We start from the raw sequence: 25,357 nt of genomic DNA, 5'->3' as shown, positions 1-25,357 counted from the left end.
CCAGAGTGTTTGAACTGAACCCCAAATGGTAGACACTTTAAAAAGTGCCCCCCATTTGGGGTTTTTTCTGTTTTCAGACCCCGGTATACTGAACATATCTACTGGAACGGGAGAGGTTGTTATGAGTAAAATCATTTTTAACGAACATCAACGGCGCACATTGGAAGCGAATCCGAATGTCAAAACGGTTTCGGATCGAACGATTCAATACACACCTGAATTTAAGGTGAAAGCCGTCAATGAAAACTTGCAAGGCAAAGGACCAGCGCAAATTTTTGCCGAAAACGGTTTTGACCTGACGGTAATTGGATCGGACAAACCGAAAGAGACATTAAAACGTTGGCGGAAAACGTTCCGACTTTACGGCGAAGAAGGGTTTTGGGAAGAACGCCGTGGAAAAGGCAGTACCGGCCGCCCTTCTACTCAAGAGCTCTCTGCCGAGAAAAAGTTGGAGAAGGCGGAAGCGCGCATCAAATACCTGGAAGCCGAAAACGAGTTGCTAAAAAAGCTCGAAGCACTCGAGAGGCAGGCGAAGAAACGCAGCTGACCCCAGCGGAAAAGTTAGAAGCGATCAATGCGGTGGTCCGGAAATGCCAACTGAAGAATTTGGTGGAGGCCCTATGCCAGACAGCGGGCATCAGTCGAAGTGGCTATTACGCTTGGTTGGAGAAAGTGGAACAGCACGCCATTCGCGAAGAACAGGACTATGAAGATTACCTGTTGCTTAAAAGCATCTACGATGCGCATCGTGGGAAAGTCGGGTATCGCACCTTTTATATGGCACTCGCTGAACTGCTCGAAACGCCGATGAACCACAAGAAGATTCTGCGCCTCATGCGCAAATTCAATCTCTTCGCCAAAATCCGACGAGCGAATCCTTACAAGCAAATCGCCAAAGCCACACAGGAGCACGCGGTCTGTCCAAACCTCTTAAACCGCGAGTTTGAACAAGACGAACCCGGGAAGGTGTTCGTGACCGATATTACGTACCTGCCCAACCGTTCGGGGCAAATGGCATATCTTTCTGCCGTGAAAGACGTCGCGACCCGAGAAATCGTCGCCTATGAAGTGACAACGACGCTCACAATGGAAATTGTGTACCACACCTTACAAAAGCTGAAGGAAGCGCTGGATGAAAATGTCCATCCAGAAGCGATGATTCATTCCGATCAAGGCTTCCACTATACCCACCCTGAATACCAACGACGCGTGAAGAAAATGAAATTGACCCAGTCGATGTCCCGCAGGGGCAACTGTCTCGACAATGCCCCATCGAATCGTTTTTGGGCACTTTAAAGATGAAGTCGAGTTTAAACAAGCGACCAGCCTAGCCGAAGTAAAGGGGCTGGTGGATGAATACATGGCGCATTACAACGAAACGCGCAAGCAATGGAACCTAAAAAAGATGACTCCGGCACAATACCGAAGTCATCTGATCGCAGCCTAGCTGCTGGGTGCTTTTATTAAATTGTCCACTAAATGGGGCTCAGTTCAATGAGGAAGAAGGCTTTCTATTATTTTTCCATTTTCTGCTCTGTAGGTACTTTCGGAACCAGATCAAAAATTTCATGCGATTCAAACGTGCCGATGAGTCGGATCAGCCAGTCATAATAGGCCAAGCCATCATGCAACTTTTCCAGGTCTTTGTGGATCAGTGCTGTTGTCTCTTCATCCATGCCCTCACTGCTAAGCAACAGGTTCAGTTCGTCGATGGACTTTTTCATGGAAACCGTTTTGGGATTGATGACTTTACGCCAATGATAGGAAAAGAACTTGAAAAAACTTTCGTAATTGTCTTCTTCCACTTTATACAAGTCTTTCCGTTCGCCTTTTCGCCAAACCTTTTCGACAAGGCCGATTTCGTCAAGCTCCCTCACGGCGTTGCTCATGCTTGCCTTGCTCATGCCGAGCAGCTCCATCATATCTTCCAAGGTCATCGGTTTTTCGTAATAATACATCACCGACATCAGCCTCTTCACCGTCGACGGCATGCCGAGCAATGTTTGGCTATCCGAGTTCTGGTCGATGATCCGTTCTCTCGCTTCCAGGAATTTATCGTTCATAAAAAGCCCACCTTTTGAGATGTTTGTATCTCTTATCATACACTACTGGCTATTGAAAACGGCAGCGATAAAGATTTTCCCGGTAAGCAGCATCGACTTTTCGTCGACATCGAATTTCGGGTGATGATGCGGATAGACGGCGTTGATTGCCGGATTTCCTCCACCTACCCAGAAAAAGGACCCTGGTATGGCATCCACATAATAAGCAAAATCTTCCCCGCCCATGTCGGCCGGTTTACGGACAACATTCTCTTCACCGACTATATCCTGCGCCAACCCTTTGATGAATTGCGTTTCATTGGGATGGTTATAGAGTGAAATAAACCCTTTCGAATACTCGACGTCGATTTCAGCCCCATATTTTTCCGCCGTCTTTTGCACAATCAGTCTTAGTTCGTTTTCCATTTGTACCCGGACCTCTTTGTCGTATGTGCGGACGGTGCCTTTCAAATACGCTTTATCCGGAATGACGTTATGGGCATCTCCGCTGTTGAAAGCGCCAACCGTCAAAAGTGCAGGTTGAAGAGGGTTGATGCGCCGGCTAACAATATGCTGCAAATCGACGACCAAGTGGCTGCCGATCACAAGCGGATCGATGCACCAATGTGGTTCTGCCGCATGTCCCCCTTTGCCGTTGATGGTAATATCAAAAGCATCCGAAGCCGCCTGTACATAGCCATCATTCACGGCTACCTGGCCGACCGGGTAGTTGACTTCTACATGAGCTCCGTATACTTCATCCACCCCGTCCAGACAGCCATCTTCCACCATGGCTTTTGCTCCACCGGGCGCCAATTCTTCGGCGTGCTGATGTAGAAACACAACATTTCCGGGAATTTGATTTTTGATGGAACTTAACACTTTCGCCGTCCCGAGCAAAGCGGCTGTATGGATATCGTGGCCACAGGCATGCATGACGCCCGGAACTTTCGATTTATAGGCCACGTCTTTTTCATCTTCAACCGGCAGCGCATCAAAATCGGCGCGTAAAGCGATGGTCTTGCCGGGCTTGCCACCTCGCAACAGACCGACTACGCCATTTCCACCGACTTTTGTCTTTACTTCCAGTCCCAGTTCTTTTAAGTAACCAGCAATAAAAGCGGGCGTCCGTTCTTCTTTAAATGAAAGCTCAGGATGCATGTGCAAGTCCCTGCGAATCTCCACCATTTCCGAATATACACTGTCCAATTGCTCAAATGCGTTTTCCAACAAAGTAAAACTCCTTTCCGTCTCACAGAAAGAAAGGCGGCATTTTACCGCCCCCTTCCCTTTCCGTTATTCAAATTCAATTTTTGTAGTGATCAATCTGCCAGTCGGATGCGGATCAAATCCGGTGATCGTCGATTTTGCCGCCATTAAAGGGGTTGGGTGAACCAACGGAACGATTGGCGGGTCTTCGTACATGATCTCCTGTGCTTCCCGGTATAGTTCATTGCGCCGTTCTTGATCCGTAATGGTGCGCGCTTCCTCCAGCACCTGGTTCAATTCCTCATTGGCGTATTGCGTCGAATTCAAATCGCCGATATTGTCTTCATGCCATAAGGAATAGATGAAATCATCCGCATCCCCATTTGTCCCGGTCCATCCAAGGATAAAGGCATCCGCTTCCCCCTTTTTCGCCCGATCGAGGTAAGTGGCCCATTCATAGGAAACGATGTTGGCCGTCACGCCGATCTCCGCCAAATTGGACTGTAAAAATTCAGCGACTTTATTGGCGTCCGGCATATATGGACGCGGAACGGGCATCGCCCAAAGCTCCATTTCAAAGCCATCGGGATATCCGGCTTCAGCTAGTAATTCTTTCGCTTTCTCCGGATCGTAGTCATATGCTTCGATGCTGTCGTTATAGCCTTCGACACTTGGTGGAATAGGGTTTTTGGCCGGTTCCGCCTGACCTGCAAACAAACCGTCGACCATCGCTTCTTTATCGATAGCGTGGTTGAATGCCTGGCGAACCAATTTGTCGTCGAACGGTTCTCGCGTTACCGTCAGCCCCAAATAACCGATATTTAGTGGTGGCCTCGACAACACCCGCAACCCTTCAGTACTTTCGATTTGTTCGACACTATCGGGATCGACGCCGTCGATCATGTCCACTTCGCCGCTCAACAGTGCATTCAGGCGGGCGGAGTTATCTGGAATCGCTCGGATAATGACTGAATCCAGCTTCGGGTAACCTTCTAGCCAGTAATCTTCGTTTTTATTCATCACCACACGGTCATTGCGCAGCCATTCTTCAAAAACGAATGGACCGGTTCCCACCGGATTGGTGCTGTATTCTTCCCCTTGTTCTTCAATGGCCGTCGGACTCGAGATGGAGAACGGTGTCAATGCGAGATCTTTCAGGAAAGTTGGCTTGACTTGGTTCAAGGTGATTTGGACGCTATGGTCATTCTGCGCCTCCACCGAATCGACGATATGTGCTTCGTCTCCTTCATATCCGCCGAATACAGAACCGTACATCGGGAATTGATCCGCTTCACCCGTCATCCAGCGCTGAAAATTGGCGACCACGGCATCTGCATCGAAATCCGTACCGTCATGGAATTTAACGTCCTGCCGCAAATCGAATGTATACGTCAATCCATCTTCCGATTCTTGCCATTCCACAGCCAGCAAAGGCGCCACTGTTGTTTCTCCTTCTTCAAAAGTTACAAGCGTCTCCAATAGGCTTTGCGCAACATTTTCTGATTCACTATCCGTGACTTCTGCAGGATCCAGCGACACCGAATCCGCCCCGCGCGCAAATATAAACGCATTATCTCCCGATCCTGAAGCTTCACCACCGTCTGCGTTATCATCCGAACACGCCGCTAGACCCATCGCCAATGCAAACCATAATGTGAACAGTAAATACCTTTTACTCATTGTGCTTCCCCCCATTAATTAGTATCACTGCAGCTCAGGATTTTTCATGAGGAACTGCAGGCGACTTGATTTCCGGTCCGGGAACAAGTGTCAATTTAAATTACAAAAATAACAAAACGTTTAAAACGTTTAATATTTATTAAACGTTCGATGTTCCTACTATAAAATAAGGAGTAGCATTTGTAAACAACTTGTGGGAAATTTCTGAATTTTTTATAGCAATATTGGCACACACAGATAAAATTAATGATTGCCTTTAGCACTGGGATATCAAATTAAAATCGCTAATCTCGATCATATGTACTGAACAGGAATTGTGCCTTGCACAGGGACGCAACCAACCACACAAGATCAGAAAATCCACTTCCGCCGTTCTTTTCGCCAGCTCCTTGTCACTCGAATTGTGTGATGCACAGGGACAAAGACGACGCCACACCCCACATCCCAAATCTCGAGCTTGTTTTTTTATCCCCCTTTCCTGTATAACTTGAATTATGCTTAACACATCGAGGCGTTTTTTGAATGGAGGAAATCATGGAACAGCTATTGACCATAGAAAAAGTACTGAATAACAACGTCGTGATCGCCCGCCATGATGCCTATAAGGAAGTCGTCTTGATCGGAAATGGCCTTGGCTTCAACCGAAAAAAAGGCGATGTCATTTCGTTTGACCATGCCGATAAGACCTTCCTGTTAAAAGACGAGGCAGAAAAGGAACAATACGTCAATTTGATCCCGCACATCGATGAGAATCTGATCGCGTTTATCAACGATCAGCTATTATATATCGAAGAACAGATGGGCACCGAGTTGAATGAACATATTCACGTAGCGTTGACGGATCATTTGTCTTTTGCCATCAAGCGCATCCAGCAGAATATGCAGTTCTCGAACTCTTTCCTGTTTGAAATCGAATCTTTGTATCCGAAAGAATACCAGGTGGCCAAAGGCGTCGTGAAAGAGTTCGAACACCAGCTGGGCATCGTGTTTCCGGAAGGCGAGATCGGTTTTATCGCACTCCACATCCATAGTGCCGTGACCGACAAGTCCTTGCGCGACATCAACCGCGACCACGCGCTCATTTCCCGTCTGACGGAATTGATCGAAGATGGGCTGAAAGTCGATTTGAGCAATGACAATGTCAATTACCATCGCCTGATCCAGCATCTGCACCGGGCGATCGACCGCATCCATCAAGGGGAATCGCTCGGCGATGAAAATAAACTCCAAGAGCTATTGAAAGCCGAATACCCCGTGTGCTATAATCTGGCTTGGAAGCTCATTAAAGTAATGCAAAACCAATTAAAAAAGCCTGTCGACGAAGCGGAAGTGCTTTATCTGACGATTCATTTGCAGCGCTTGACCCATACAAACTGATTCATACGTGTTACTGATTCGATCAGGCATGAGTATGAAAAGGTACAACGGTTAATCTAGGGAAATTCTCCCCTTTTTTACCGATGCCTTTTCCGCTCATGCCTTTTTTGTATGCTTTAGCTTCCGCCAAACACGCTCAATCCCGTTCGATCCGTAGTAAGTTTTACCAATAAAGGAGGAAATTTTATGTCTACTAATGTATTCGGTACATTGCAAAAAGTCGGGAAGGCATTGATGCTGCCTGTCGCACTCTTGCCCGCAGCAGGAATTTTGCTGGCATTCGGCACAAGCTTTTCACAAGACACATTTGTGGAAGCGGTACCATTCTTCGGCACCCCTTGGGTCCAGTCATTGCTCTTCATCATGGCTGAAGCCGGCGGTGTAATTTTTGATAATTTACCACTGCTCTTTGCGGTCGGCGTCGCGATCGGCTTAGCCGGCGGTGACGGCGTCGCAGGCCTTGCCGCGATCATCGGCTATTTGATCATGAACGTCACGATGAAAGCAATCGGCGGCATCACAGAAGAGATGGCCACTTCAGACCCTGCGTACGCCATGGTCCTCGGCATTCCGACCTTGCAGACCGGCGTCTTCGGCGGGATCATCGTCGGGATATTGGCCGCAGCGATGTACAATAAATTCTACAAAATCAACTTGCCGCAATTTCTTGGCTTTTTTGCCGGCAAGCGCTTTGTTCCAATCATTACCGCATTCTCGGCACTGTTTCTCGGTGTCGCGATGTTCCTCGTCTGGCCTTTCGCACAGAACGGCTTGAACACCTTGTCTTATTTCATGCTTGAAACGAACCGCACACTCGCAGCCTTTGTATTCGGCCTTGTTGAACGCTCGTTGATTCCTTTCGGGCTTCACCATATCTTCTATTCGCCGTTCTGGTTTGAGTTCGGCTCGTATACGAATGCGGCTGGCGAAATCGTCCGCGGTGACCAGCGCATCTTCTTTGAACAGTTGCAGGATGGCGTCGAGTTCACAGCCGGCACGTTCATGACAGGGAAATTCCCGTTCATGATGTTCGGCCTTCCAGCAGCAGCACTTGCGATCTACCACTGTGCACGCCCTGAACGCAAGAAAGTTGTCGGCGGCATTATGGGTTCAGCTGCCCTCACTTCATTTTTGACAGGGATCACTGAACCACTTGAATTTGCATTCCTTTTTGTAGCACCTGTGTTGTTTGGGATCCACGCAGTATTCGCTGGACTATCCTTTATGATCATGCACATTCTTGATGTTAAAATCGGCATGACTTTCTCCGGCGGCCTCATCGACTTCCTGCTGTTCGGCGTCATGCCGGGCAGAACGGAATGGTTCTGGGTTATCGTCGTCGGTCTGTTCTTCGCCGTCATTTACTATTTCGGCTTCCGCTTCGCCATCACGAAATTCAATTTGATGACGCCAGGGCGTGAAGACGAAGAAGAAGACGAAGATGGCGATTCAGCCGTTGCTGGTGAATTGCCATACGAAATCCTGCAAGCGATGGGCGGACAGCAAAACATCACCCACCTTGATGCCTGCATCACCCGCCTGCGCGTCAGTGTTGAAGACAAGAGCGCAGTCGACAAGAATAAATTGAAAAAACTCGGTGCTTCCGGTGTCATGGAAGTCGGCAACAACATCCAAGCGATTTTCGGGCCTGTTTCCGATAACCTGCGCTGGCAAATGCAAGACATCATCAACGGCAAAACGCCGCGCACGAAACAAGATGTATCCCAGATCATCGACCAGGCGAAAGACGGCGGAGACGCGCCAGTCCGCTTGGGCGCACTCGATTTCGGCATCCCGATCACAGGCGACATCCTGCCGATCACCGATGTGCCGGACCAAGTCTTTTCGGGCAGAATGGTCGGCGACGGCTTTGCGATCAAACCGTCTGAAGGCAAAGTTTTCTCGCCAGTGAACGGTGAAGTCGTCACTTTGTTCCCGACGAAACACGCCATCGGTTTGAAAGCGGATGACGGCACTGAAATGCTCATCCATATCGGCATCGATACCGTCCATCTAAAAGGCGAAGGCTTCACTGCTCACGTTGAGCAAGGCGACCTTGTCGAACAAGGACAATTATTGATGGAAATGGACCTCGCCTATATCGGCGAACACGCCCCGTCTATCATCACGCCGGTTGTCTTCACGAGCCTCCAAGAAGGACAGCAAGTGAACATCAAAACATCCGGCCGAGTATCCGCGAATACGAAAGACTTGATTGAAATCACAGCTGGAACTGAAGAAGTCTAACAGAACCTTCCTTATCAGCTTCAAACCCGGATCCGTGCGAATCACTTCGCATCGGGTCGGGTTTTTTATACTAATGAAGCTCACTCATTAAACCGTTTTGGAGGAATGAATCAATGAAACTACTGACCTTGAATTGCCATGCGTGGCACGAAGAAAACCAGCTGGAGAAAATACGCCATTTGGCGCAAGCCATCGCAGAAAAAGAATATGACGTCATCGCCTTGCAGGAAGTCAACCAGTCGATCGACGATGAAGCAGAGCATGTCGTCAAGCACGACAATTACGCTTTAGTCTTGCTTCAAGAGCTGGAGCAACTCGGCGTTACGGGCTATTCGATGGTATGGGACTTCTCCCATCTCGTCTACGGGCGCTACGAAGAAGGGCTGGTGATCTTGACGCGCCATGCCGTCATCGATGAGCACAGCTTCTTCGTCAGCCAAAGCACCGACAAGCATTCGCCGAAAACGCGGAAGATTGTCGGCGCAACCATCCACTACGAAGACCAGCCCTTCACGTTTTATTCCTGTCATACGGGTTGGTGGCACGACACAGTAGAGCCGTTCAAGTTCCAGGCCGACCAGCTGCTTGAGCAAATGAAAACCGAGGCTCCTGCCTTCTTGATGGGCGACTTTAATAACGACGCTTCACTCGAACAACAAGGCTATGAATACTTGTTGGAAAACGGGCTGCACGACACCTACACATTGGCTGAGGAAAAAGACGCCGGCATTACCGTCAAAGGCAAAATCGCCGGCTGGAGCGACAACAAGCAAGACCTGCGCATCGACTTGATCCTCTCCACTGAACCGGTAACTGTCAAATCGTCGAAAGTCATCTTCAACGGCGAGCACAAGCCGCTTGTATCGGATCATTTCGGGGTGGAAGTTCAGTTGGTAATGAATTAGCGAAGAGTCAGCTGAGCTAATTCATTTGCGACGCATTTACGTAGTAAATGTGAGAGCAATGGTTTTATGTGATGCTCGAACTCAAATAACTAGACAAATAAAACCGCTTTTCCCTCCACATATACTGGACGGGAAAAGCGGTTTTTTTGTTGGCTATTTTCATTAAAGCAAAAGCTTCGTCACTTGCCGGGAGATCTCGTGCGTGTTGATCGGGGACTCTATTTGGCCTTTGTGCACGCAGCGGATAAATTCATCGAGTTCGTAATACATCGTATCGAACTCGTGCGGGACGGAAATGTCTTCGGTCGTGCCGTCGCGGTATTTGATCAGCACGTGTTTCGGGTCGCTGATTCTGTCGATTTCGACGACGCCGTTTTCTCCTTGGATTTCACTCGGCAAATACGAATCCGAAATTTTCGAGTACATGACGATCGCTTCGCATTCGCCGTAATCAAGAATCATGCTGCCTTGCCCTTCCGCCCCGGTCGACAACAGGTAGCGGTTGCGCAACACGGACTGGGGCTCACCCGCCAGATGGACGAGCGGCGCCAAACCGTAAACGCCGAGATCGGTTTTCGCGCCGTTGCCGAGTTCAGGCTTGAAAGCATTTTCGACGATGCCTTCTTTGTATTTATCGTAGCGAGACGAATACTGGTTGTAATGAAACACATACCGGCGGACCGGGCCGATTTTATGCAGCTCTTCTTTCAGCCGCAGGAAAGTCGGCGTCACGGTCGACTTCATCGCTTCCATATAGGTCATGCCGGTTTCCTGTGAAGCCGCAATCACCCGGTCCATCTCGTCCAGGCTGACAACAGCCGGCTTTTCGCAAAGCACATGCACGCCGTGTTGCATCGCGAGCAGGCTTTGTTCAGCGTGAAACGCATTCGGTGAAGCGATATAGACGGTGTCAATTCCGCCTTCTTCGAACATCTGCTTCATGTCGGTATAGACCGCCTCCACCCCGTATTTATCCGCAAATGCACGGCCGGTCTCTTCACTTCTCGAATACACGGCGCCGATGCGGAAATCAGGATGCTGCTTCGCTGCTTTGATGAATCGATCGGTGATCCAATTTGTTCCAATGATTCCGAAATTCATGATCTATTCCCTCTTCTCTTTATGTACTAGAGTTCAAGCATAATGCAATCACGCCGATGTGTCACATAACATCAAATCTATCCGATGTCTGGAATGAATGTTTCACTTTACTTTTATTTCAAGATAATGAAATTCAGAACTTCACGAACTTGTGTGAACAACTGCAAAATATCTTTAGTCCTCAAAACCCATTGGATACGCTTTCACTCCCGATTATCTTATCAACTATCTATCGGTTTGCTATATATAAATAGAAATATTAGTTTTTTCGAAATATTAACTTTAATTTTCGTCAAAAGATGCTATCATGTGTATACGATATATCACTGACACCAGGAGGACGACGCATATGATTACATTTTTCGCAGCACTTGCACTCTTAATATTGGGATACGTTTTTTATTCAAAATTTATCGAAAAGGTATTCGGCGTCGACGATACAACTCCAACACCCGCATACGCGCAGGCCGATAACATCGACTATGTGCCGATGAGCTGGTGGAAAGGCAATTTGATCCAACTCTTGAACATCGCAGGGCTCGGCCCGATCTACGGCGCTGTAGCTGGCGCACTCTACGGACCCGTCGCATTCATCTGGATCGTCGTTGGCTGCATCTTTGCAGGCGGCGTCCACGATTACTTTTCCGGTATGATGTCGATGCGCCACGGCGGAGCGCAATTCCCTACTCTTGTCGGGCGTTATTTAGGCAAGAACGCAAAAGTCTTCATCAACGGTTTGTCGCTCGTGTTGATGCTGCTCGTAGCGGCTGCCTTCACGGCTGGCCCTGCTCAATTGATCGCACAAATCACGCCGATCTCCTTTATCTGGGCGCTTGCACTTATTTTTGCTTATTTCGTTCTTGCAACGATCTTGCCGATCAACCGCATCATCGGCCGCATCTACCCGCTACTCGGCGGCATCCTGTTGTTCATGGCCATCGCAGTAGCCGTGGCACTCGTGTTCTCAGGAAAACCAATGCCGAACTTGACCTTCAGCAATTTGCATCCAGGCGAATTACCAATCTGGCCGCTATTGATGGTTACCGTTTCTTGCGGCGCAATCTCCGGCTTCCATAGCACGCAAAGCCCGATCATCGCCCGCACGATGAAAAAAGAAACTGACGGCCGTAAAATCTTCTACGGCGCCATGGTCATCGAAGGCATTATCGCTTTGATCTGGGCGGCTGCTGGCATGACCTTCTTCAACGGAACTGAAGGACTTGGCGCAGCACTTGCAGCTGGCGGGCCATCAGGCGTGGTCAATGAAATTTCGATCTCGCTCCTTGGTACTCTCGGTGGCATCCTCGCGATCTTCGGCGTCATCATCTTGCCGATCACAACGGGCGATACCGCGCTTCGCTCATCGCGCATGATCTTGGCTGACTTGCTGTCGAAGTTCACCAAGACTGACGGCACTTTGAGAATCCTATTGATCACCATCCCGCTCGCCATCCCGACGTTCTACATGGCGACGATCGACTACACCTTCTTGTGGCGCTACGTCGGCTGGACCAACCAAGTGGTCGCGACATTTATGCTGTGGACAGCGACGATGTATTTGCTCAAGAACTACAAAATGCACTGGATCAGCGGCGTACCGGCCATGTTCATGACAGGCGTCGTCTCCATGTACATCTTCTACGCACCGGAAGGCTTGAATATGGAATACCACATCGCCGCCATGATCGGCTCGGTCATCACGCTGGCTATCGCTTTATGGTATATCGCACAGATCATGAAGTACCGCGCTGCGAAGCAAGTGGATTCGGAAGTTGAAACGGTTTAAATGAAAAAAGATGAGCCCCGGCAGTTTTGCCGGGGCTCATCTTTTTGGTTTATTCCAAATTTTCGACCGCGTAGTCAGCTTCTTCTTGTGTAAATTGACCGCCATAATCAGAAGTCAATTGATTGCGAATAGCTTCCTTGGACATACTCATGCTTTCCTGATAAGTCTTGGCCGACTCCAAAGCGTTCGCATTCCAATCTGCATCCACATTGTCGATCGCATATTGTGCAGCATCTTCTGGGAACTGTCCGCCGTATTCAGAAGTCAATTGATCGAACACACCGGCTTTCGACATATGCATGGTATCTGAATAGGTCTGTGCTTGATTCAATGCAGATTCAAACTCAGTCGATACTTCCGGCTCAGCTGGCTCTTCTTCAACCGGTTCTTCCGTTTCAGCGGCTTCTTCCGTTTCAGCTGGTTCCTCTGCTTCTTCCGAAGAAGTTTCTTCGGTTGCGGTTTCTTCTGTTGCCGGAGCTGTTTCTGTCGGGCCCTCGGTTTCAGTGGAATCTTCTCCTCCTCCGACTAATGCAACCAGTATGGCCATTAATACAAATAGGCCAATGATGCCGAGACAGCCAATCTTAAATACTTTTTTCATGATGAATCCCCCTCGTTTTCGAATAAATTTCACTTATTATTGCTTTTCTTTATTTCCGCGAGCTTCATAATCCCGCTCAATCTCCCTCTTCCACTCCCGGCCAATCTTTTTCCCGGTCCGGAACGAACTCACCGCTTCGCTCAACACTTGATAATTCAACTCCGTCCCCTCCGCATCCGCATGGTAATCCACCGCAAAATCTTCGTCGACACCGAATTTCTTTGCGGTCGCGGCCGCGTCGATGTTCGCACCGAGAAAAATGAATTCCCACCCAGCCGTCTTTTTCGAGGCAATCATTTCATTAATTTTCTTGTATGTGTATTCACAGCTGGAGTTTTCCAGGCCATCCGTCGTGATGACGAACATCACTTGATCGGCCTGGTGCTTTTTCAATGTCCCTTTTTGCGCATTGCTGATCTTTTGGATTGTCGAGCCGACCGCATCGAGCAAAGCCGTCATGCCGCCTACTTCATAATCGCTATCCGTCATCGGCGAAATACCTTCGAGCGAAATCCGATCGTGAAGCAGCTCGTATTCGTGGTTGAATAGAACCGTCGTCACGCGGACCTCGCCTGGGAGCTTTCGCTGTTTGTCGATTAGGGCATTAAAGCCGCCGATCGTATCTTTTTCGAGCCCCGCCATCGAACCGCTCTTGTCGAGAATAAACACCAATTCTGTCGTTTCATTTTTCATCTCAATTTCCTCCTTCAGGTTACTTGCTACCCCAAGGATACGATTTTCCAATAGAAAAAAGGTCGCTTTTAAAGCGACCTTTTACAAACCAATCAACTCACTGCACGACATAATTTATGTACTAAAAAGCAGGAGTAGCAGATGAAACTTTACGTTTATCTTCGAAAAAATTAAATCCCTACTAAATATATAGGAATACATATTGACCTCATTAAATGTCGATGGTATGGTCTTAATATAGCTGAATAGTTAATACGTTCTTATCATGAGAGGTGGAGGGATTGGCCCTACGAAACCTCGGCAGCGGACTCTTTTCGGGTACTGTGCCAAATCCAACAAGCGAATCGCTTGAGAGATAAGAAGAGTTGAAATCTTTTTTTTTGAGATGCAAACCTCTTCTTATTGAAGAGGTTTTTTTGTTTGGTTTCATGAAGAACCATTGCTGTTGCGCTAACTTCATTAAGGATGGTGTCATACATATGAAAAAGTCGAAAAAGTTTTTGCTTTTTACACTGATTTCAGCAACAGCATTAATCGCAGCTGCATGCGGTAATGAGGATTCCAATAGTTCTGCCAGCGCTTCTGAATCAGGCGAACAGAATTCGTGGGAACGAATTGAGGAATCAGGCAAATTAGTAGTGGGTACAGAAGGTTTATATTTTCCGGTTACCTACTTCGATGAAACAACGAAAGAATTGACTGGCTTTGATGTAGAAGTAGTACGGGCGATTGGGGATAAGCTAGGCCTAGAAGTTGAATTTAAAACGATGGAATTTGACGGCCTTTTGCCCGCACTAAGAAATGGTCAGATCGATATTGCAGCAAATGACTTTTCGATTACAGAAGAACGCCTCGAGAAATTTGATTTTACAGTTCCCGTCAAGCATTCCTATGGATCAGCCATTGTCCGGGAGAATGATGATTCTGGAATTACAACGGTGGATGATTTAGCAGGTAAGAAAGTTGGTGGAGCTGCGACGAGCAATTACTCCGACTATGCTAAAGAACAAGGCGCTGAGGTAGTGGTCTATACTGGATCAGATACTGTGCTTCCTGAAATTGTGCAAGGACGCGTTGATGCTACACTTAATGATTATTTAGTACTAATTCAAGCACTAGAACAATTCGACAAACCTGGATTGAAGCTTGCTGAAAATGTGAAGTTTTCTCCTAACAGCAGTGGCTTAGTGATGCAAAAAGACAGTCCGGAATTGAAAGAACAACTTGATGCCGCCCTTACAGAATTAATCGAAGATGGCACCGTGACGGAAATCTCACTTGAATTTTTAGGTGCTGACGTCACAAAGCCAGTTGAAGTTGAATAATCCTACAGGGGAATCCTTTGATTCCTCTTTTTTCTATCCTGCACATCCAAAGGAGATAAAATATGTCTGAGTTTAAATGGGAATATCTTTTTAATATAGAAGTCGCAATAGAGGCTCTTCCGTTTATCTTGGAAGGAGCTTGGTATACTCTATTGATCGCAATTGTAAGCATGCTTCTCGCTCTATTTCTAGGGTTGTTCGTTGCCCTTGCCCGCATGAATAAACTAGCTTTGATTTCCTTTCCTACACGCCTATTTATCTCATTTATGCGCGGAACGCCCCTTCTTGTTATTTTATTCATCCTGTATTTCGGGTTTCCGATGGTCGGTATCGATATGCAACCATTGACAGCCGCCATCATCGGCATTAGTATCCACTTCTCCGCCTATACGGCCGAAGTGATTCGGTCGGCCATCTCATCGGTAGCAAAAGGTCAATGGGAAGCGGCGGAAACTCTCAGAATGACTTACTGGCAAACAATGCGGCGCATCATTTTGCCACAGGGTACGCGCATTGCGCTGCCACCTTTATCAAGTATTTTTATGGACATTATAAAAGGCACCTCACTTGCCATGGTCATTACTGTTTCCGAGATGTTCTACCGGGCGAAGGTCGTTGTTGGACAAACTTATGAAAGCTTGACCCTGTATATTCTAGTGGCACTCATTTATTGGGCAATTTGTTCAGTTGTCACCTTACTGCAGGATTATTTAGAGAAAAAAGCAAATCGTTATGTCATGACGTGAATGGAGTTTTGAAAATGATTAAAGTCGATCAGCTCAGCAAAAACTTTAATGACAACGAAGTCTTAAAGTCCATTTCCCTCGAAATCGAACAAGGCGAAGTTCTTAGCATCATCGGACCGTCCGGATCAGGTAAGACCACATTACTTCGGTGCTTGAATTTATTAGAGTCCCCTACCTCAGGATCACTTAAAATCAAGGATGTAGTTGTCACTTTTAACGGCAAGGCACCATCAAAAAAACAGAAAGTCGATATACAGCAGTACTCTGGAATGGTATTTCAGCATTTTCATCTATTTCCGCATAAAACGGTTATCGAGAACGTTATCGAAGCACCGCTAATCGTCCAAAAACGAGACAAACAGGAAGTTGTAACAGAAGCAGAAGAACTGCTCCATAAGGTTGGTTTATCAGCTCATAAAAACCATTATCCCGAACAGCTTTCGGGAGGCCAGAAGCAGCGAGCCGCTATTGCACGCATTCTCGCTTTAAAACCAGATGTATTGTTATTTGACGAACCTACATCGGCTCTGGACCCTGAACTCGTCGGTGAAGTATTAACCGTCATCAAAGATTTAGCGCAAGAAGGCCAGACAATGATCATTGTGACACATGAAATGCATTTCGCTCGCGAAGTATCCGACCGCGTTGTTTTTATCGCGGATGGCTATATTGTTGAAGAAGGAAAACCAGAAGTTCTATTTTCATCTCCTCAAGAAGAACGTACAAAGAAATTTTTGGAGAAAGTCCTCGTCCGATAAATTCGCAAATATAAAACAGCCCCGTTCCGTGAACAGGGCTGTTTCTAATTTAGAAACTGTATAGAATCTTTTACGAACCAAGAAGCGCTTCATCAAATGCAAACAAGGCTTCATTGATTTCAAAGATATTGTATTGTTCCCGCTCAATGAAATAACGGACGATCAAGTCGAATTTATGGCTGTTCGACAAGCGGTAGCCCGCCGTCCCGAGCAGTTCCTCCGTCTCGTCGAGATCCAGTTCGAGCGCGATCGCAAACGCCAGGATGGTCTTTTTCTTCGGCGTGTAGCCTGGGGAGTTTCTGATTTTGGAAAACAGCTTCTTGTCGAGATTCGCCTTTTTATAGGTCTCGGCATCGGTCATGCCTCGGTCGTCAATGAACCTGAACAGACGCTTCGAAAAGGATTCGTCCAGCTCTTCCAAGAACTCTTCGAGGCTCAGTTCCTGTTCCAGCACTTCTTTCGGTTCGTACATCGGGATTTCCAGTGGCTGCTGGTCGCGATAACGGACAGCCCGGTCTTCTAAAACCGACGCTTCCTGTTCATTGATGAATGTTTCAATCGATTCATAAAGCTTCTGGCTAATGCCAAACGACTGCTGGTCCAAGACGACCAGATAGACGTCCATATCGCGCAAGTTCAAAAAGGTATCAATCTCTTCCGTCGCCACACGCAACGCCGGTTCTTTCGGATAGCCGAAGATACCGGTCGAGATGAGCGGAAAAGCAATCGACTCACAGCCAAGCTCGGCGGCAAGTTGCAGCGAGTTGCGGTAGCAATTGCGCAACAAGGTCTCTTCATTGTGACCTCCGCCTTCCCAAACAGGTCCGACCGTATGGATGACGAACTTTGCATCCAACGCAAAGCTTTCGGTGTGCACCGCTTCCCCGACCGCACAATGGCCGATTCTGTCGCACGCTTCCTGCAGCTGCTTCGGCCCCGCTGCCCGGAAAATTGCCCCGCATACACCGCCGTCCATCTTCAGGCTGGAGTTTGCGGCATTGACGATGGCATCGGTTGTCATTTTGGTGATATCGTTGCGCACGATTTGCAGTGGCATGGGCTCATCCCTCTCTGTCTTCAGTCTCTATTGTTCTATAGTACCTGATTGGCCCGTCCCTGTGCACCACACAATTCTGAACACCGGATTCGCCGAGATATGAGGCGCAGCGCGGGGGTTCAGTTTAGCGAACCGATTTTTGTCCCTGTGCGCCAAACAATTCGAGCATAAAAATACACCCGGCAGGCGCATGCTGCGGATGTGTTTTTGTACACTATATCGGTCGATACTTCTTTAAAACTCTTCGTGAGTTGCCGGATCCATACCAAACAGCCTGCCGTCTGGGCGGGACAATCCAGCGATCGCCGTCATTTCGGTTTCGCTTAATTCAAAATCGAAAATATCCAGATTTTCGCGCTGACGCGTCGGGGAAGTCGAGCGCGGAATGGACACAGAACCGATTTGGTATTGCCAGCGCAGCACCACTTGAGGGATCGTTTTGTGATGGCTTTCTGCGATTTTGCTGACAGTGTCATTCGACAGGATATCGGCCGCTCTCGCTATCGGGCTCCATGACTGCGTTTGGATATGATGTTCCGCGTGGGCTCTCCGCTGTTCTTCCTGGTTGAAGAACGGATGCAGCTCCACTTGGTTCAAACTCGGCGTCACCCCGGTCTCCTTTATGATGCGCTCGAGATGTTCAGGCAGGAAGTTGCTCACGCCAATCGACCGGACAAGCCCCCATTTTTGCGCATCGATCAGCGCCTGCCAGGCTTCGGCGTACAAGTCTTGATTCGGAAGCGGCCAGTGGATGACGTAGAGATCGAAATAATCCAGCTTCGAACGGTATAACGATTCTTGAATCGCCACCATTGCTTTGTCGTATTCATGATAACGCCCCGGCAGTTTGGAGGTGATCCATAAATCATCGTGGGAAATGCCGCTGCGTTTGATGCCTTCCCCGACCGCGCCTTCATTCTCATAATTATACGCCGTGTCAATCAAGCGGTAGCCAGCGTTGATCCCGCTGCTGACCGAGTTTGCTCCGGCATTGCCCCACAATCCATATGTACCGAGCCCTGTAACCGGCAAGGTCGTTCCGTCGTTCAATGTCACTTCTGGAATTGCTTTGTTCATCCACTTTCACTCCTCTCAGTTATATTTTCAGATTACTCTTACATTATCAGGAACTCAAACTATATGGTTGGCCGGGATGTGTTTGTCCCTGTGCACCACACAATTCACGGGAGATGTTTATCCCGGAAGCTAGTCGGGGCAAGGGATTTCGTATAGTGCTGAGACTCGCACGTCCCTGTGCATCACACAATTCAAGACCTGATTTCCTACTAAACTCATATTTAAAAGCCTTGTAGTGCTATTTGGCGCAGAAGCCGTTATGATAAAGCCCAAGCTTTTGAACGCCCTCGCTTTTCTACCCAAAAGCCGCCTCTGTTAGTGAGCACAATAAAAAAACACACGCGACAGACAACAGTCGCGTGTGTAAATACAATTTGAACGGTAGCTAGTATAATAGAACATAGACGATTCGACTTGCTTCTGACACCAGGATTCCACTCAGTTTCAGTGGTCTTCTACCGGATTTACCGCTTCGTACAACGCCGTATTTAATTCTTCCGTATAAGCAGCTGCCTGTTCGTCACTCCAAGCAAATTCTTTCGCCATATATGAAATAACGGCTTCTTTGTAGACGTGAACCCACTCAATGTTGAAATACAGGGCACCTGTCCGGCGCACGAAAAAATCGACCGGTTTATATGCTGCCTCATATTCCATCGCATAGCGGAGCATCGCGTAAACAAGCGGATCGAGAGCGGCCTGTTCCGCATGTTCCCGGCCAGTCGAAAAAATGGCTAACACTTGATCGACATTGGCGCCGTAACGATGGGTTAGCATTTGGGCTGTGCGACCATTCAATCCGAGTTGCATCGCCTGCTGTTCCCGGTCCACCCGGAATTTCTCGAATTGCTTGGAACCTCCAACTTCCCCTCCAGAAATCGGCAATTGCTTTGTGGAGACTTTCGTCAAACGAATGCCTTGTTCTTTCTGCAATTGTGCGGCCACTTGATCGACTACGTTTTCACCCATTTTGCGGTAGCCGGTCAATTTCCCACCGGCAATCGAGATCAACCCGGACTCTGAGATGAAAATCTCATCTTTCCTAGAAATTTCCGATGGATCTTTTCCTTCTTCGCGGATAAGCGGACGCAATCCCGCCCAACTCGATTCGATATCTCGCACCCCGATGCCTACTTCCGGGAACATGAATTCGATGGCGCGCAAAACGTAATCACGGTCAGCACGGGTCATCGTCGGATGGGCGATATCCGCTTTATACACCGTATCGGTCGTGCCGACATAGACTTTGCCTTCACGCGGGATGGCAAACGCCATACGCCCGTCCGGCATGTCGAAATAAATCGCTTGCTTTAAAGGAAACCGTTTGCCATCGAAAACCAAATGGATTCCTTTTGTCAGTTGCAGTGTTTTGCCTTCTTTCGACTGGTCTTTTTCCCTTAATGTATCGACCCAAGGACCGGCAGCATTAATGATTTTCTTTGCATACACATGATGGACATTACGGGTTATCTGGTCCTCCACTTTCACACCGAGCACTTTCTGGTTCTCGTAAATAAACTCCGTCACTTTTGCGTAGTTTAAAGCAAGGGCTCCCTTCTCGACGGCTTTTTTCATGACTTCTATCGTCAGGCGTGCATCATCCGTCTTGTACTCTACATAATAACCTCCGCCCTTCAAGCCTTCTTTCTTCAATAAAGGCTCGCGCCGCAAGGTTTCTTCCCGGCTCAGCATCTTGCGTCTTTCGCCTTTCTTCACGCCGGCCAGAAAATCGTAAACCCGCAAGCCGAGATTTGTGCTTAAGGGCCCAAACGTTCCGCCTTTATAAAACGGCAAAAGCATCCACTCCGGTGTGGTTACATGCGGGCCGTTTTCATAGACGATTTCACGTTCCTTGCCGACTTCGGCGACCATTTTCACTTCGAATTGTTTTAAATAGCGCAAGCCGCCGTGAACGAGTTTGGTCGACCGGCTGCTGGTGCCTGCAGCGAAATCCTGCATTTCAATGACCGCTGTTTTCAAACCTCTTGCTGTGGCATCCAAGGCGATGCCGGCACCCGTGATTCCGCCGCCGATCACCAGCAGGTCCCAGTGCTGATTTTCCAAATGGTGATAACTTTCCTGTCGATCATAACTGGAAAACTTCATTTCCATCCCTCTCCTTCATTCGAAAAACTGAATGGCGATTGGTAAAAAAAACAGGGACCTGAAGACATCACAGAATATAATCTGCAGATGGTCCCGGTCCCCTGAATGCTGCTGCTTTCACACTAGCTTACTGTTATTTGAGTGTTAGTTTTTAAATGCTCTAGTAGCTTCCACCGCTTTTTTCCAACCATCGTACAGTTTTTCACTTTGTTCAGCTGGCATTTCGCTGGTGAAGGTTTTATCGACTTTCCATTGCTGCGCGATCTCTTCCTTGCTTTCCCAGAAACCAACTGCCAATCCAGCTAAGTAAGCTGCGCCGAGCGCTGTCGTTTCCTGGATGACCGGACGTTCAACTGGCACGTCCAAAATGTCGCTCTGGAATTGCACGAGGAAATCGTTCGCTACCGCTCCGCCATCCACACGCAAAGTTTTCAGTTCGATGCCCGCGTCTTCGATCATGACGTTCACGACATCTTTCGTCTGGTAAGCGAGTGATTCAAGCGTTGCGCGGATGAGATGCGCCCGTGTGGTGCCGCGCGTCAAGCCGAAAATGGCGCCGCGAGCGTCCGTATCCCAGTAAGGCGTGCCGAGTCCGACAAATGCCGGCACCATGTAGACGCCGTCTGTTGATTCGACGGAAGTGGCGTATTGCTCACTTTCCGGTGCGGTGTCCAAAATCTTCAAGCCATCGCGCAGCCATTGAATCGCAGAACCGGCAACGAAGATACTGCCTTCAAGCGCGTATTCCACTTTGCCGTCGATGCCCCATGCCAATGTCGTCAACAAGCCGTGTTCGGAAACGACGCCTTCTTCCCCCGTGTTCATCAGCATGAAACAGCCTGTTCCATACGTGTTTTTAGCCATCCCTTTTTCAAAGCAGGCTTGGCCGAATAACGCAGCCTGTTGGTCACCTGCGATGCCGGCGATCGGCACTTCATTGCCAAAGAAATGATAATTGATTGTATTGGCATAGACTTCAGACGATTGGCGTACTTCCGGCAGCATGCTTTTCGGCACCGTCAGAATATCCAGCAATTCCTGATCCCATTCCAAATCATAAATATTGTACATCAGCGTACGGGAAGCGTTGCTGTAATCGGTAATATGCGCAGCGCCGCCAGATAGTTTGTAGACGAGCCACGTATCGATCGTTCCGAACATCAAATCGCCGTTTTCTGCTTTCTCCCGCGCGCCTTCGACATTATCCAAAATCCATTTCACTTTCGTTCCTGAGAAATAAGCGTCAATCAACAAACCCGTTTTCTTGCGGAACAACTCCTCGTGGCCTTGTGCTTTCAACTCTCCGCAAATGTCCGCCGTTTGTCTCGATTGCCAGACAATCGCTTTGTAGATCGGTTTTCCCGTGTTGCGGTCCCAAACGACAGCCGTTTCGCGCTGGTTGGTGATGCCGATTCCTGCCACTTGATTTGCTTCAATGTCCGCCGTGCGCAAGGCTCCTGCCATACAAGCTAAAACTGAGGTCCAGATTTCATTCGCGTCATGCTCTACCCAGCCCGGTTTCGGGAAAAACTGTTCAAACTCCTGCTGGCCAGTTCCTACGATTTCTCCTTTGTGGTTGAACAATACCGCCCGTGAACTCGTTGTTCCTTGGTCAATCGCCATAATGTAATCTTTAGTCATCAATTATTCCTCCTCGAATGGTGTTTTGATCAATCGTTATTTGTCATCCACTAACGTGTCTTCGATTTCATTCGCTACAGTACGGCCTTTTTTCAATTCGGCGCTTGCTGCCCCAATCAAGATGCCGGCCATTACTATGCTCAAGCCCCAGAACAACAGGCTGTAATCACTTGTGAAGAAAGCTTTATAGAAAACTGCGCCATAAATACCGCCGAAAATCGGGCCGACAACTGGCACCCAGGCATAGCTCCAGTCCGAACTACCTTTTCCAGGAATAGGAAGTAAAGCATGTGCAATACGGGGGCCAAGGTCACGCGCCGGATTAATGGCATAGCCTGTAGTGCCGCCGAGCGACATGCCGATTGCAATAATCAGAGCTCCAACAATCAAAGGATTCAAGCCATCTGTAAAGTCATTGGCGCCAATGAATAGCAACCCCATTACCAACACAGCAGTTCCAATAATCTCACTGACTAAATTCGAAAATGGGCTTCGAACAGCGGGACCCGTGGAGAATACAGCTAATTTCGCTCCTTGATCTTCCGTAATCTTCCAATGCGGCAAGTAATTCAAAAAGACGATTACTGCGCCGATAATCGCGCCGATCATTTGGGCGAGAATATACATCGGAACTTTCGACCACGGGAACTCGCCTACAGATGCCAATCCAAACGTCACCGCCGGATTGACGTGGGCTCCTGAAAAACTGCCCACTGCGTACACCGCCATCGTAACGGCCAGCCCCCACGCAATCGTGATGACGACCCACCCGCTGCCTTCAGCCTTGGAATCTTTCAAGACTACTCCCGCCACTACACCGCCGCCGAAAATAATCAAGATCATGGTCCCGATCAATTCTGCTAAAAACTCTGACATGCTTAACACTTCCTTTCCTTTTAAAGCAACAGCTGTGCAAATGCCCATTAAAAAAATCCGCAATTAATGAAAGTTCTCCTCGATAGAAGTACTCATTAATGTGCGAATCTCCGGGTCTCCAACACAACTCTTAACTTGTTATCTATAAGTTATACTTAAAAGAAAGCGCTGTCAATATATTTTTCTGAATTTTTGTTTAAATATTCCTGCTCTGCCTCCTAAATAATTCCCCCTGCTTGCTTCAAACAACTTCGCTGCGGCTCATCTTGCACTGAGAAAAGATTTCACGAAAAGCTAGCGCAGGAGCATCTTCATTTAAATAAAAAAAACAAGGCTTTGCACGAGAACGATGCAAAGCCTTGCTTATCGAGATGGCGGTTGTCGCCTATCACTTAGTTGTTTTTGTTATCCAATGCTTTGACCAATTCCTCAGCCAATGCTTCAGAAGCAAATGGGTCGCGGCCCGTCAATACTTGCTCATTGCCCCACACCACTTTTTCGTCTGCGGTGTAATTGGCCACTTCGTTCATTTTGCCTTCCAAGCTAAATGGCAGGATTTCCGGGAGACCTTCAGGTTCGACAGCTTCCGGGTACCCAGTAACGTCCAATCCAGCGATGATGCTTTGGCCGTCTGGGCGTTTCGTCCAGATCAACGGTGCAGGTCCATGGCACACTGCCGACACGATCTTGCCGTTGTCGTATACAGCGTTGATGATGCCGTGAAGCGTTTCATCTTCCGCGAGGTCATACATCGCGCCGTGTCCGCCGACGATGAAAATCGCGTCATATTCTTTCGCGTTCACATCCGATAATTTTTTCGTGTTGTCCGCAAGGCCGGATTCGTACATTTTCTTGTACTTGCCTTCTGGGTCATACTCTTCACTGATGCTGACTTCGTCAAGCGTCGGTTTGCCGCCTTTTGGCGAAGCGAGCTCCACTTGATGTCCTGCGTTCTTTAAAATTTCCATCGGTGCGAACAGTTCTTCTGCCCACCAGCCGGTTTCGTAATTGTTCTCCGTATCTTTATGTCCACTTGATAGCACTGCTAATACTTTAGCCATTGATAGTTCCTCCTCTGAAAATCATTCTGTCACTAGTTGTTCCCGAATGTTTTCGGATTTAAACAAACTTACAATTCCCTCAAATCCGTGCTTATTCTATTCACGGGCTGGCTGTTTCAAGAACAGCGCATTGCCATTTTTAATGAAACGCCAAACGACCGCCGCCAGGAAAATGACGATACCTGCTATTAACACGCCCTGGATGACCGAAGCCATCGCCGGGTCGAGCTGACCGTTCGCATACGAACTATAGATGCCGAAAAATGCCCAAGCGAGCGGAATCGGAAACGCTGCGTTTTTGAAGCGCGACAAGTAGAACAGCACAAACGCGATGGCGATTCCGAGGACGATGATGGTCCACACCGAATCCGAAATGCCGAAACCGTTCCATTCCAATTGCACCAGCAACAGCGAGATGTTGACGATTGTCGCGATGAATACCCAGCCGCCGTATAACGTGAACGCAAGCCCTGCCAATGTCGATGGAAACTCGGAGCGATGCTTGTAGATCCGTTCGACGATGAACAGCAAGGAGAACAATAGCCCCAAGATCAACAAAGTCGAGATGCCAAGCGCCTCATACGAAAACGCCACAATCCAGCCCATATTAAACAGCGAACTCGCGATGAATAACGGTGAGATCAGCAGCACCAGCCGGCTGACCTTATCGTCTTTTCGTTTAATGAATAAATAAACGAGCGTCACCAGCACGAGCGTATAAATGACCCCCCAAATCGAAAACGTAAACGGCGCCGGCGAAATGAGCGTCATGTATTTATCCGAAATGTCTTTCTGCGTGTTGCCGTTAAAGAATCCTGATGATCCGAGGTAATTGACGCCAAGCGTCGTGAAATAAGCAACCAGGTTCAAGATCGTGAACAGTTGGGTTTTCTTCAATGTGCGTTCATCCATGATGCGTTCATCCTCCCGAAAGATAATAGTCACTGGCAATATGTGCCTCTTTCTTTCTACCTTCCCGTTTTTGCCAGCCGGTGAAACGGTTTCCTGGAATGAATCGGATGAATTGTGTCATGCACAGGGACGTGCTAGTGACAAAACGCTGCTATAT

At 48.2% G+C, this 25,357-nt stretch carries 23 protein-coding genes and 1 riboswitch; of the genes, 10 read left to right on the top strand and 13 right to left on the bottom strand.

The features are described 5' to 3' along the window. The first annotated feature begins 121 nt into the window (after nt 1-121). From CW734_RS19580 to CW734_RS19570, 3 genes are read left to right on the top strand one after another with little or no spacing between them, the layout of a single operon-like run. On the top strand, nt 122-547 hold the full coding sequence (locus CW734_RS19580; protein ID WP_101807014.1) for an HTH domain-containing protein: 426 nt from the start codon (nt 122-124) through the stop codon (nt 545-547). Then, nucleotides 475-1,296 carry an IS3 family transposase gene (locus CW734_RS19575; RefSeq protein ID WP_332871044.1) on the top strand — a complete coding sequence of 274 codons (822 nt, stop codon included), beginning with the start codon at nt 475-477 and terminating at the stop codon, nt 1,294-1,296. The genes CW734_RS19580 and CW734_RS19575 overlap by 73 nt, the downstream gene beginning before the upstream one ends. After that, nucleotides 1,265-1,447 carry an IS3 family transposase gene (locus tag CW734_RS19570; RefSeq protein WP_332871016.1) on the top strand — a complete coding sequence of 61 codons (183 nt, stop codon included), beginning with the start codon at nt 1,265-1,267 and terminating at the stop codon, nt 1,445-1,447. The genes CW734_RS19575 and CW734_RS19570 overlap by 32 nt, the downstream gene beginning before the upstream one ends. A gap of 67 nt (nt 1,448-1,514) precedes the next feature. On the opposite strand, the gene CW734_RS04920 is transcribed toward CW734_RS19570, so the two are convergent. The 3 genes from CW734_RS04920 to CW734_RS04910 all read right to left on the bottom strand — a co-directional run bounded on the left by CW734_RS04920 (nt 1,515) and on the right by CW734_RS04910 (nt 4,931). Then, complete coding sequence (locus CW734_RS04920; RefSeq protein WP_101189679.1) at nt 1,515-2,063, bottom strand: GbsR/MarR family transcriptional regulator; 549 nt, start codon at nt 2,061-2,063, stop codon at nt 1,515-1,517. 42 nt (nt 2,064-2,105) lie between these two features. Then, nucleotides 2,106-3,275: a M20 family metallopeptidase gene (locus CW734_RS04915; protein WP_101189678.1), complete on the bottom strand. Its 1,170-nt coding sequence runs from the start codon at nt 3,273-3,275 to the stop codon at nt 2,106-2,108. Nucleotides 3,276-3,338: 63 nt separating this feature from the next. Beyond that, a complete protein-coding gene (locus CW734_RS04910) occupies nt 3,339-4,931 on the bottom strand; it encodes an ABC transporter substrate-binding protein (protein WP_101189677.1) in 1,593 nt (530 codons plus the stop codon). Between the two features lie 534 nt (nt 4,932-5,465). On the opposite strand from CW734_RS04910, the gene glcT reads away from it, so the two are divergent. The 3 genes from glcT (at nt 5,466) to CW734_RS04895 (ending at nt 9,460) form a co-directional block, all read left to right on the top strand. Then, nucleotides 5,466-6,308, top strand: coding sequence for a glucose PTS transporter transcription antiterminator GlcT (gene glcT / locus CW734_RS04905; RefSeq protein WP_101192142.1), 843 nt, complete (start codon nt 5,466-5,468; stop codon nt 6,306-6,308). 186 nt (nt 6,309-6,494) lie between these two features. After that, nucleotides 6,495-8,555, top strand: coding sequence for a glucose-specific PTS transporter subunit IIBC (gene ptsG, locus CW734_RS04900; protein WP_101189676.1), 2,061 nt, complete (start codon nt 6,495-6,497; stop codon nt 8,553-8,555). Nucleotides 8,556-8,668: 113 nt separating this feature from the next. Next, nucleotides 8,669-9,460, top strand: a complete 792-nt coding sequence (locus tag CW734_RS04895; RefSeq protein WP_101189675.1) for an endonuclease/exonuclease/phosphatase family protein — start codon at nt 8,669-8,671, stop codon at nt 9,458-9,460. Nucleotides 9,461-9,622: 162 nt separating this feature from the next. Here the strand turns inward: CW734_RS04895 and CW734_RS04890 are convergent, their stop codons facing one another. Beyond that, nucleotides 9,623-10,561: a Gfo/Idh/MocA family protein gene (locus CW734_RS04890; protein WP_101189674.1), complete on the bottom strand. Its 939-nt coding sequence runs from the start codon at nt 10,559-10,561 to the stop codon at nt 9,623-9,625. A gap of 349 nt (nt 10,562-10,910) precedes the next feature. On the opposite strand from CW734_RS04890, the gene CW734_RS04885 reads away from it, so the two are divergent. After that, a complete protein-coding gene (locus CW734_RS04885; RefSeq protein ID WP_101189673.1) occupies nt 10,911-12,347 on the top strand; it encodes a carbon starvation CstA family protein in 1,437 nt (478 codons plus the stop codon). A 49-nt stretch (nt 12,348-12,396) separates the two neighbouring features. On the opposite strand, the gene CW734_RS04880 is transcribed toward CW734_RS04885, so the two are convergent. After that, nucleotides 12,397-12,948 carry an Ltp family lipoprotein gene (locus tag CW734_RS04880; protein WP_101189672.1) on the bottom strand — a complete coding sequence of 184 codons (552 nt, stop codon included), beginning with the start codon at nt 12,946-12,948 and terminating at the stop codon, nt 12,397-12,399. A 36-nt stretch (nt 12,949-12,984) separates the two neighbouring features. Further along, a complete protein-coding gene (locus CW734_RS04875; protein ID WP_101189671.1) occupies nt 12,985-13,641 on the bottom strand; it encodes a vWA domain-containing protein in 657 nt (218 codons plus the stop codon). Between the two features lie 257 nt (nt 13,642-13,898). Beyond that, a riboswitch (SAM riboswitch) is annotated at nt 13,899-14,003 on the top strand. A 117-nt stretch (nt 14,004-14,120) separates the two neighbouring features. On the opposite strand from CW734_RS04875, the gene CW734_RS04870 reads away from it, so the two are divergent. The 3 genes from CW734_RS04870 to CW734_RS04860 all read left to right on the top strand — a co-directional run bounded on the left by CW734_RS04870 (nt 14,121) and on the right by CW734_RS04860 (nt 16,470). Continuing rightward, the gene (locus tag CW734_RS04870) at nt 14,121-14,966 is read left to right on the top strand and encodes a transporter substrate-binding domain-containing protein (RefSeq protein ID WP_101189670.1); all 846 of its coding nucleotides are present in this window, start codon (nt 14,121-14,123) and stop codon (nt 14,964-14,966) included. 62 nt (nt 14,967-15,028) lie between these two features. Further along, entirely contained in the window at nt 15,029-15,712 is a 684-nt protein-coding gene (locus tag CW734_RS04865; RefSeq protein WP_101189669.1) for an amino acid ABC transporter permease, read from the top strand. A gap of 14 nt (nt 15,713-15,726) precedes the next feature. Beyond that, nucleotides 15,727-16,470 (top strand): amino acid ABC transporter ATP-binding protein, encoded by a 744-nt coding sequence (locus CW734_RS04860; RefSeq protein WP_101189668.1) that lies wholly within the window; start codon nt 15,727-15,729, stop codon nt 16,468-16,470. Between the two features lie 70 nt (nt 16,471-16,540). On the opposite strand, the gene CW734_RS04855 is transcribed toward CW734_RS04860, so the two are convergent. The 7 genes from CW734_RS04855 to CW734_RS04825 form a co-directional block, all read right to left on the bottom strand. Further along, entirely contained in the window at nt 16,541-17,527 is a 987-nt protein-coding gene (locus CW734_RS04855; RefSeq protein WP_101189667.1) for a macro domain-containing protein, read from the bottom strand. 234 nt (nt 17,528-17,761) lie between these two features. Continuing rightward, entirely contained in the window at nt 17,762-18,604 is an 843-nt protein-coding gene (locus CW734_RS04850; RefSeq protein WP_101189666.1) for an aldo/keto reductase, read from the bottom strand. Between the two features lie 444 nt (nt 18,605-19,048). Next, a complete protein-coding gene (locus CW734_RS04845) occupies nt 19,049-20,710 on the bottom strand; it encodes a glycerol-3-phosphate dehydrogenase/oxidase (protein WP_101189665.1) in 1,662 nt (553 codons plus the stop codon). A gap of 144 nt (nt 20,711-20,854) precedes the next feature. Continuing rightward, nucleotides 20,855-22,351 carry a glycerol kinase GlpK gene (gene glpK / locus CW734_RS04840; RefSeq protein WP_101189664.1) on the bottom strand — a complete coding sequence of 499 codons (1,497 nt, stop codon included), beginning with the start codon at nt 22,349-22,351 and terminating at the stop codon, nt 20,855-20,857. A 36-nt stretch (nt 22,352-22,387) separates the two neighbouring features. Continuing rightward, nucleotides 22,388-23,227: an MIP/aquaporin family protein gene (locus tag CW734_RS04835; protein WP_101192141.1), complete on the bottom strand. Its 840-nt coding sequence runs from the start codon at nt 23,225-23,227 to the stop codon at nt 22,388-22,390. Nucleotides 23,228-23,619: 392 nt separating this feature from the next. After that, nucleotides 23,620-24,288 carry a type 1 glutamine amidotransferase domain-containing protein gene (locus CW734_RS04830; RefSeq protein ID WP_101189663.1) on the bottom strand — a complete coding sequence of 223 codons (669 nt, stop codon included), beginning with the start codon at nt 24,286-24,288 and terminating at the stop codon, nt 23,620-23,622. 96 nt (nt 24,289-24,384) lie between these two features. Further along, complete coding sequence (locus tag CW734_RS04825; RefSeq protein WP_232787156.1) at nt 24,385-25,233, bottom strand: tryptophan-rich sensory protein; 849 nt, start codon at nt 25,231-25,233, stop codon at nt 24,385-24,387. Nucleotides 25,234-25,357: the final 124 nt, after the last annotated feature.

It is taken from the genome of Planococcus sp. MB-3u-03, from assembly GCF_002833405.1.
Lineage (GTDB): Bacteria > Bacillota > Bacilli > Bacillales_A > Planococcaceae > Planococcus.
Note: the sequence above shows the minus strand (reverse complement) of the source record. Positions and strands in the feature narration are given on the sequence as shown.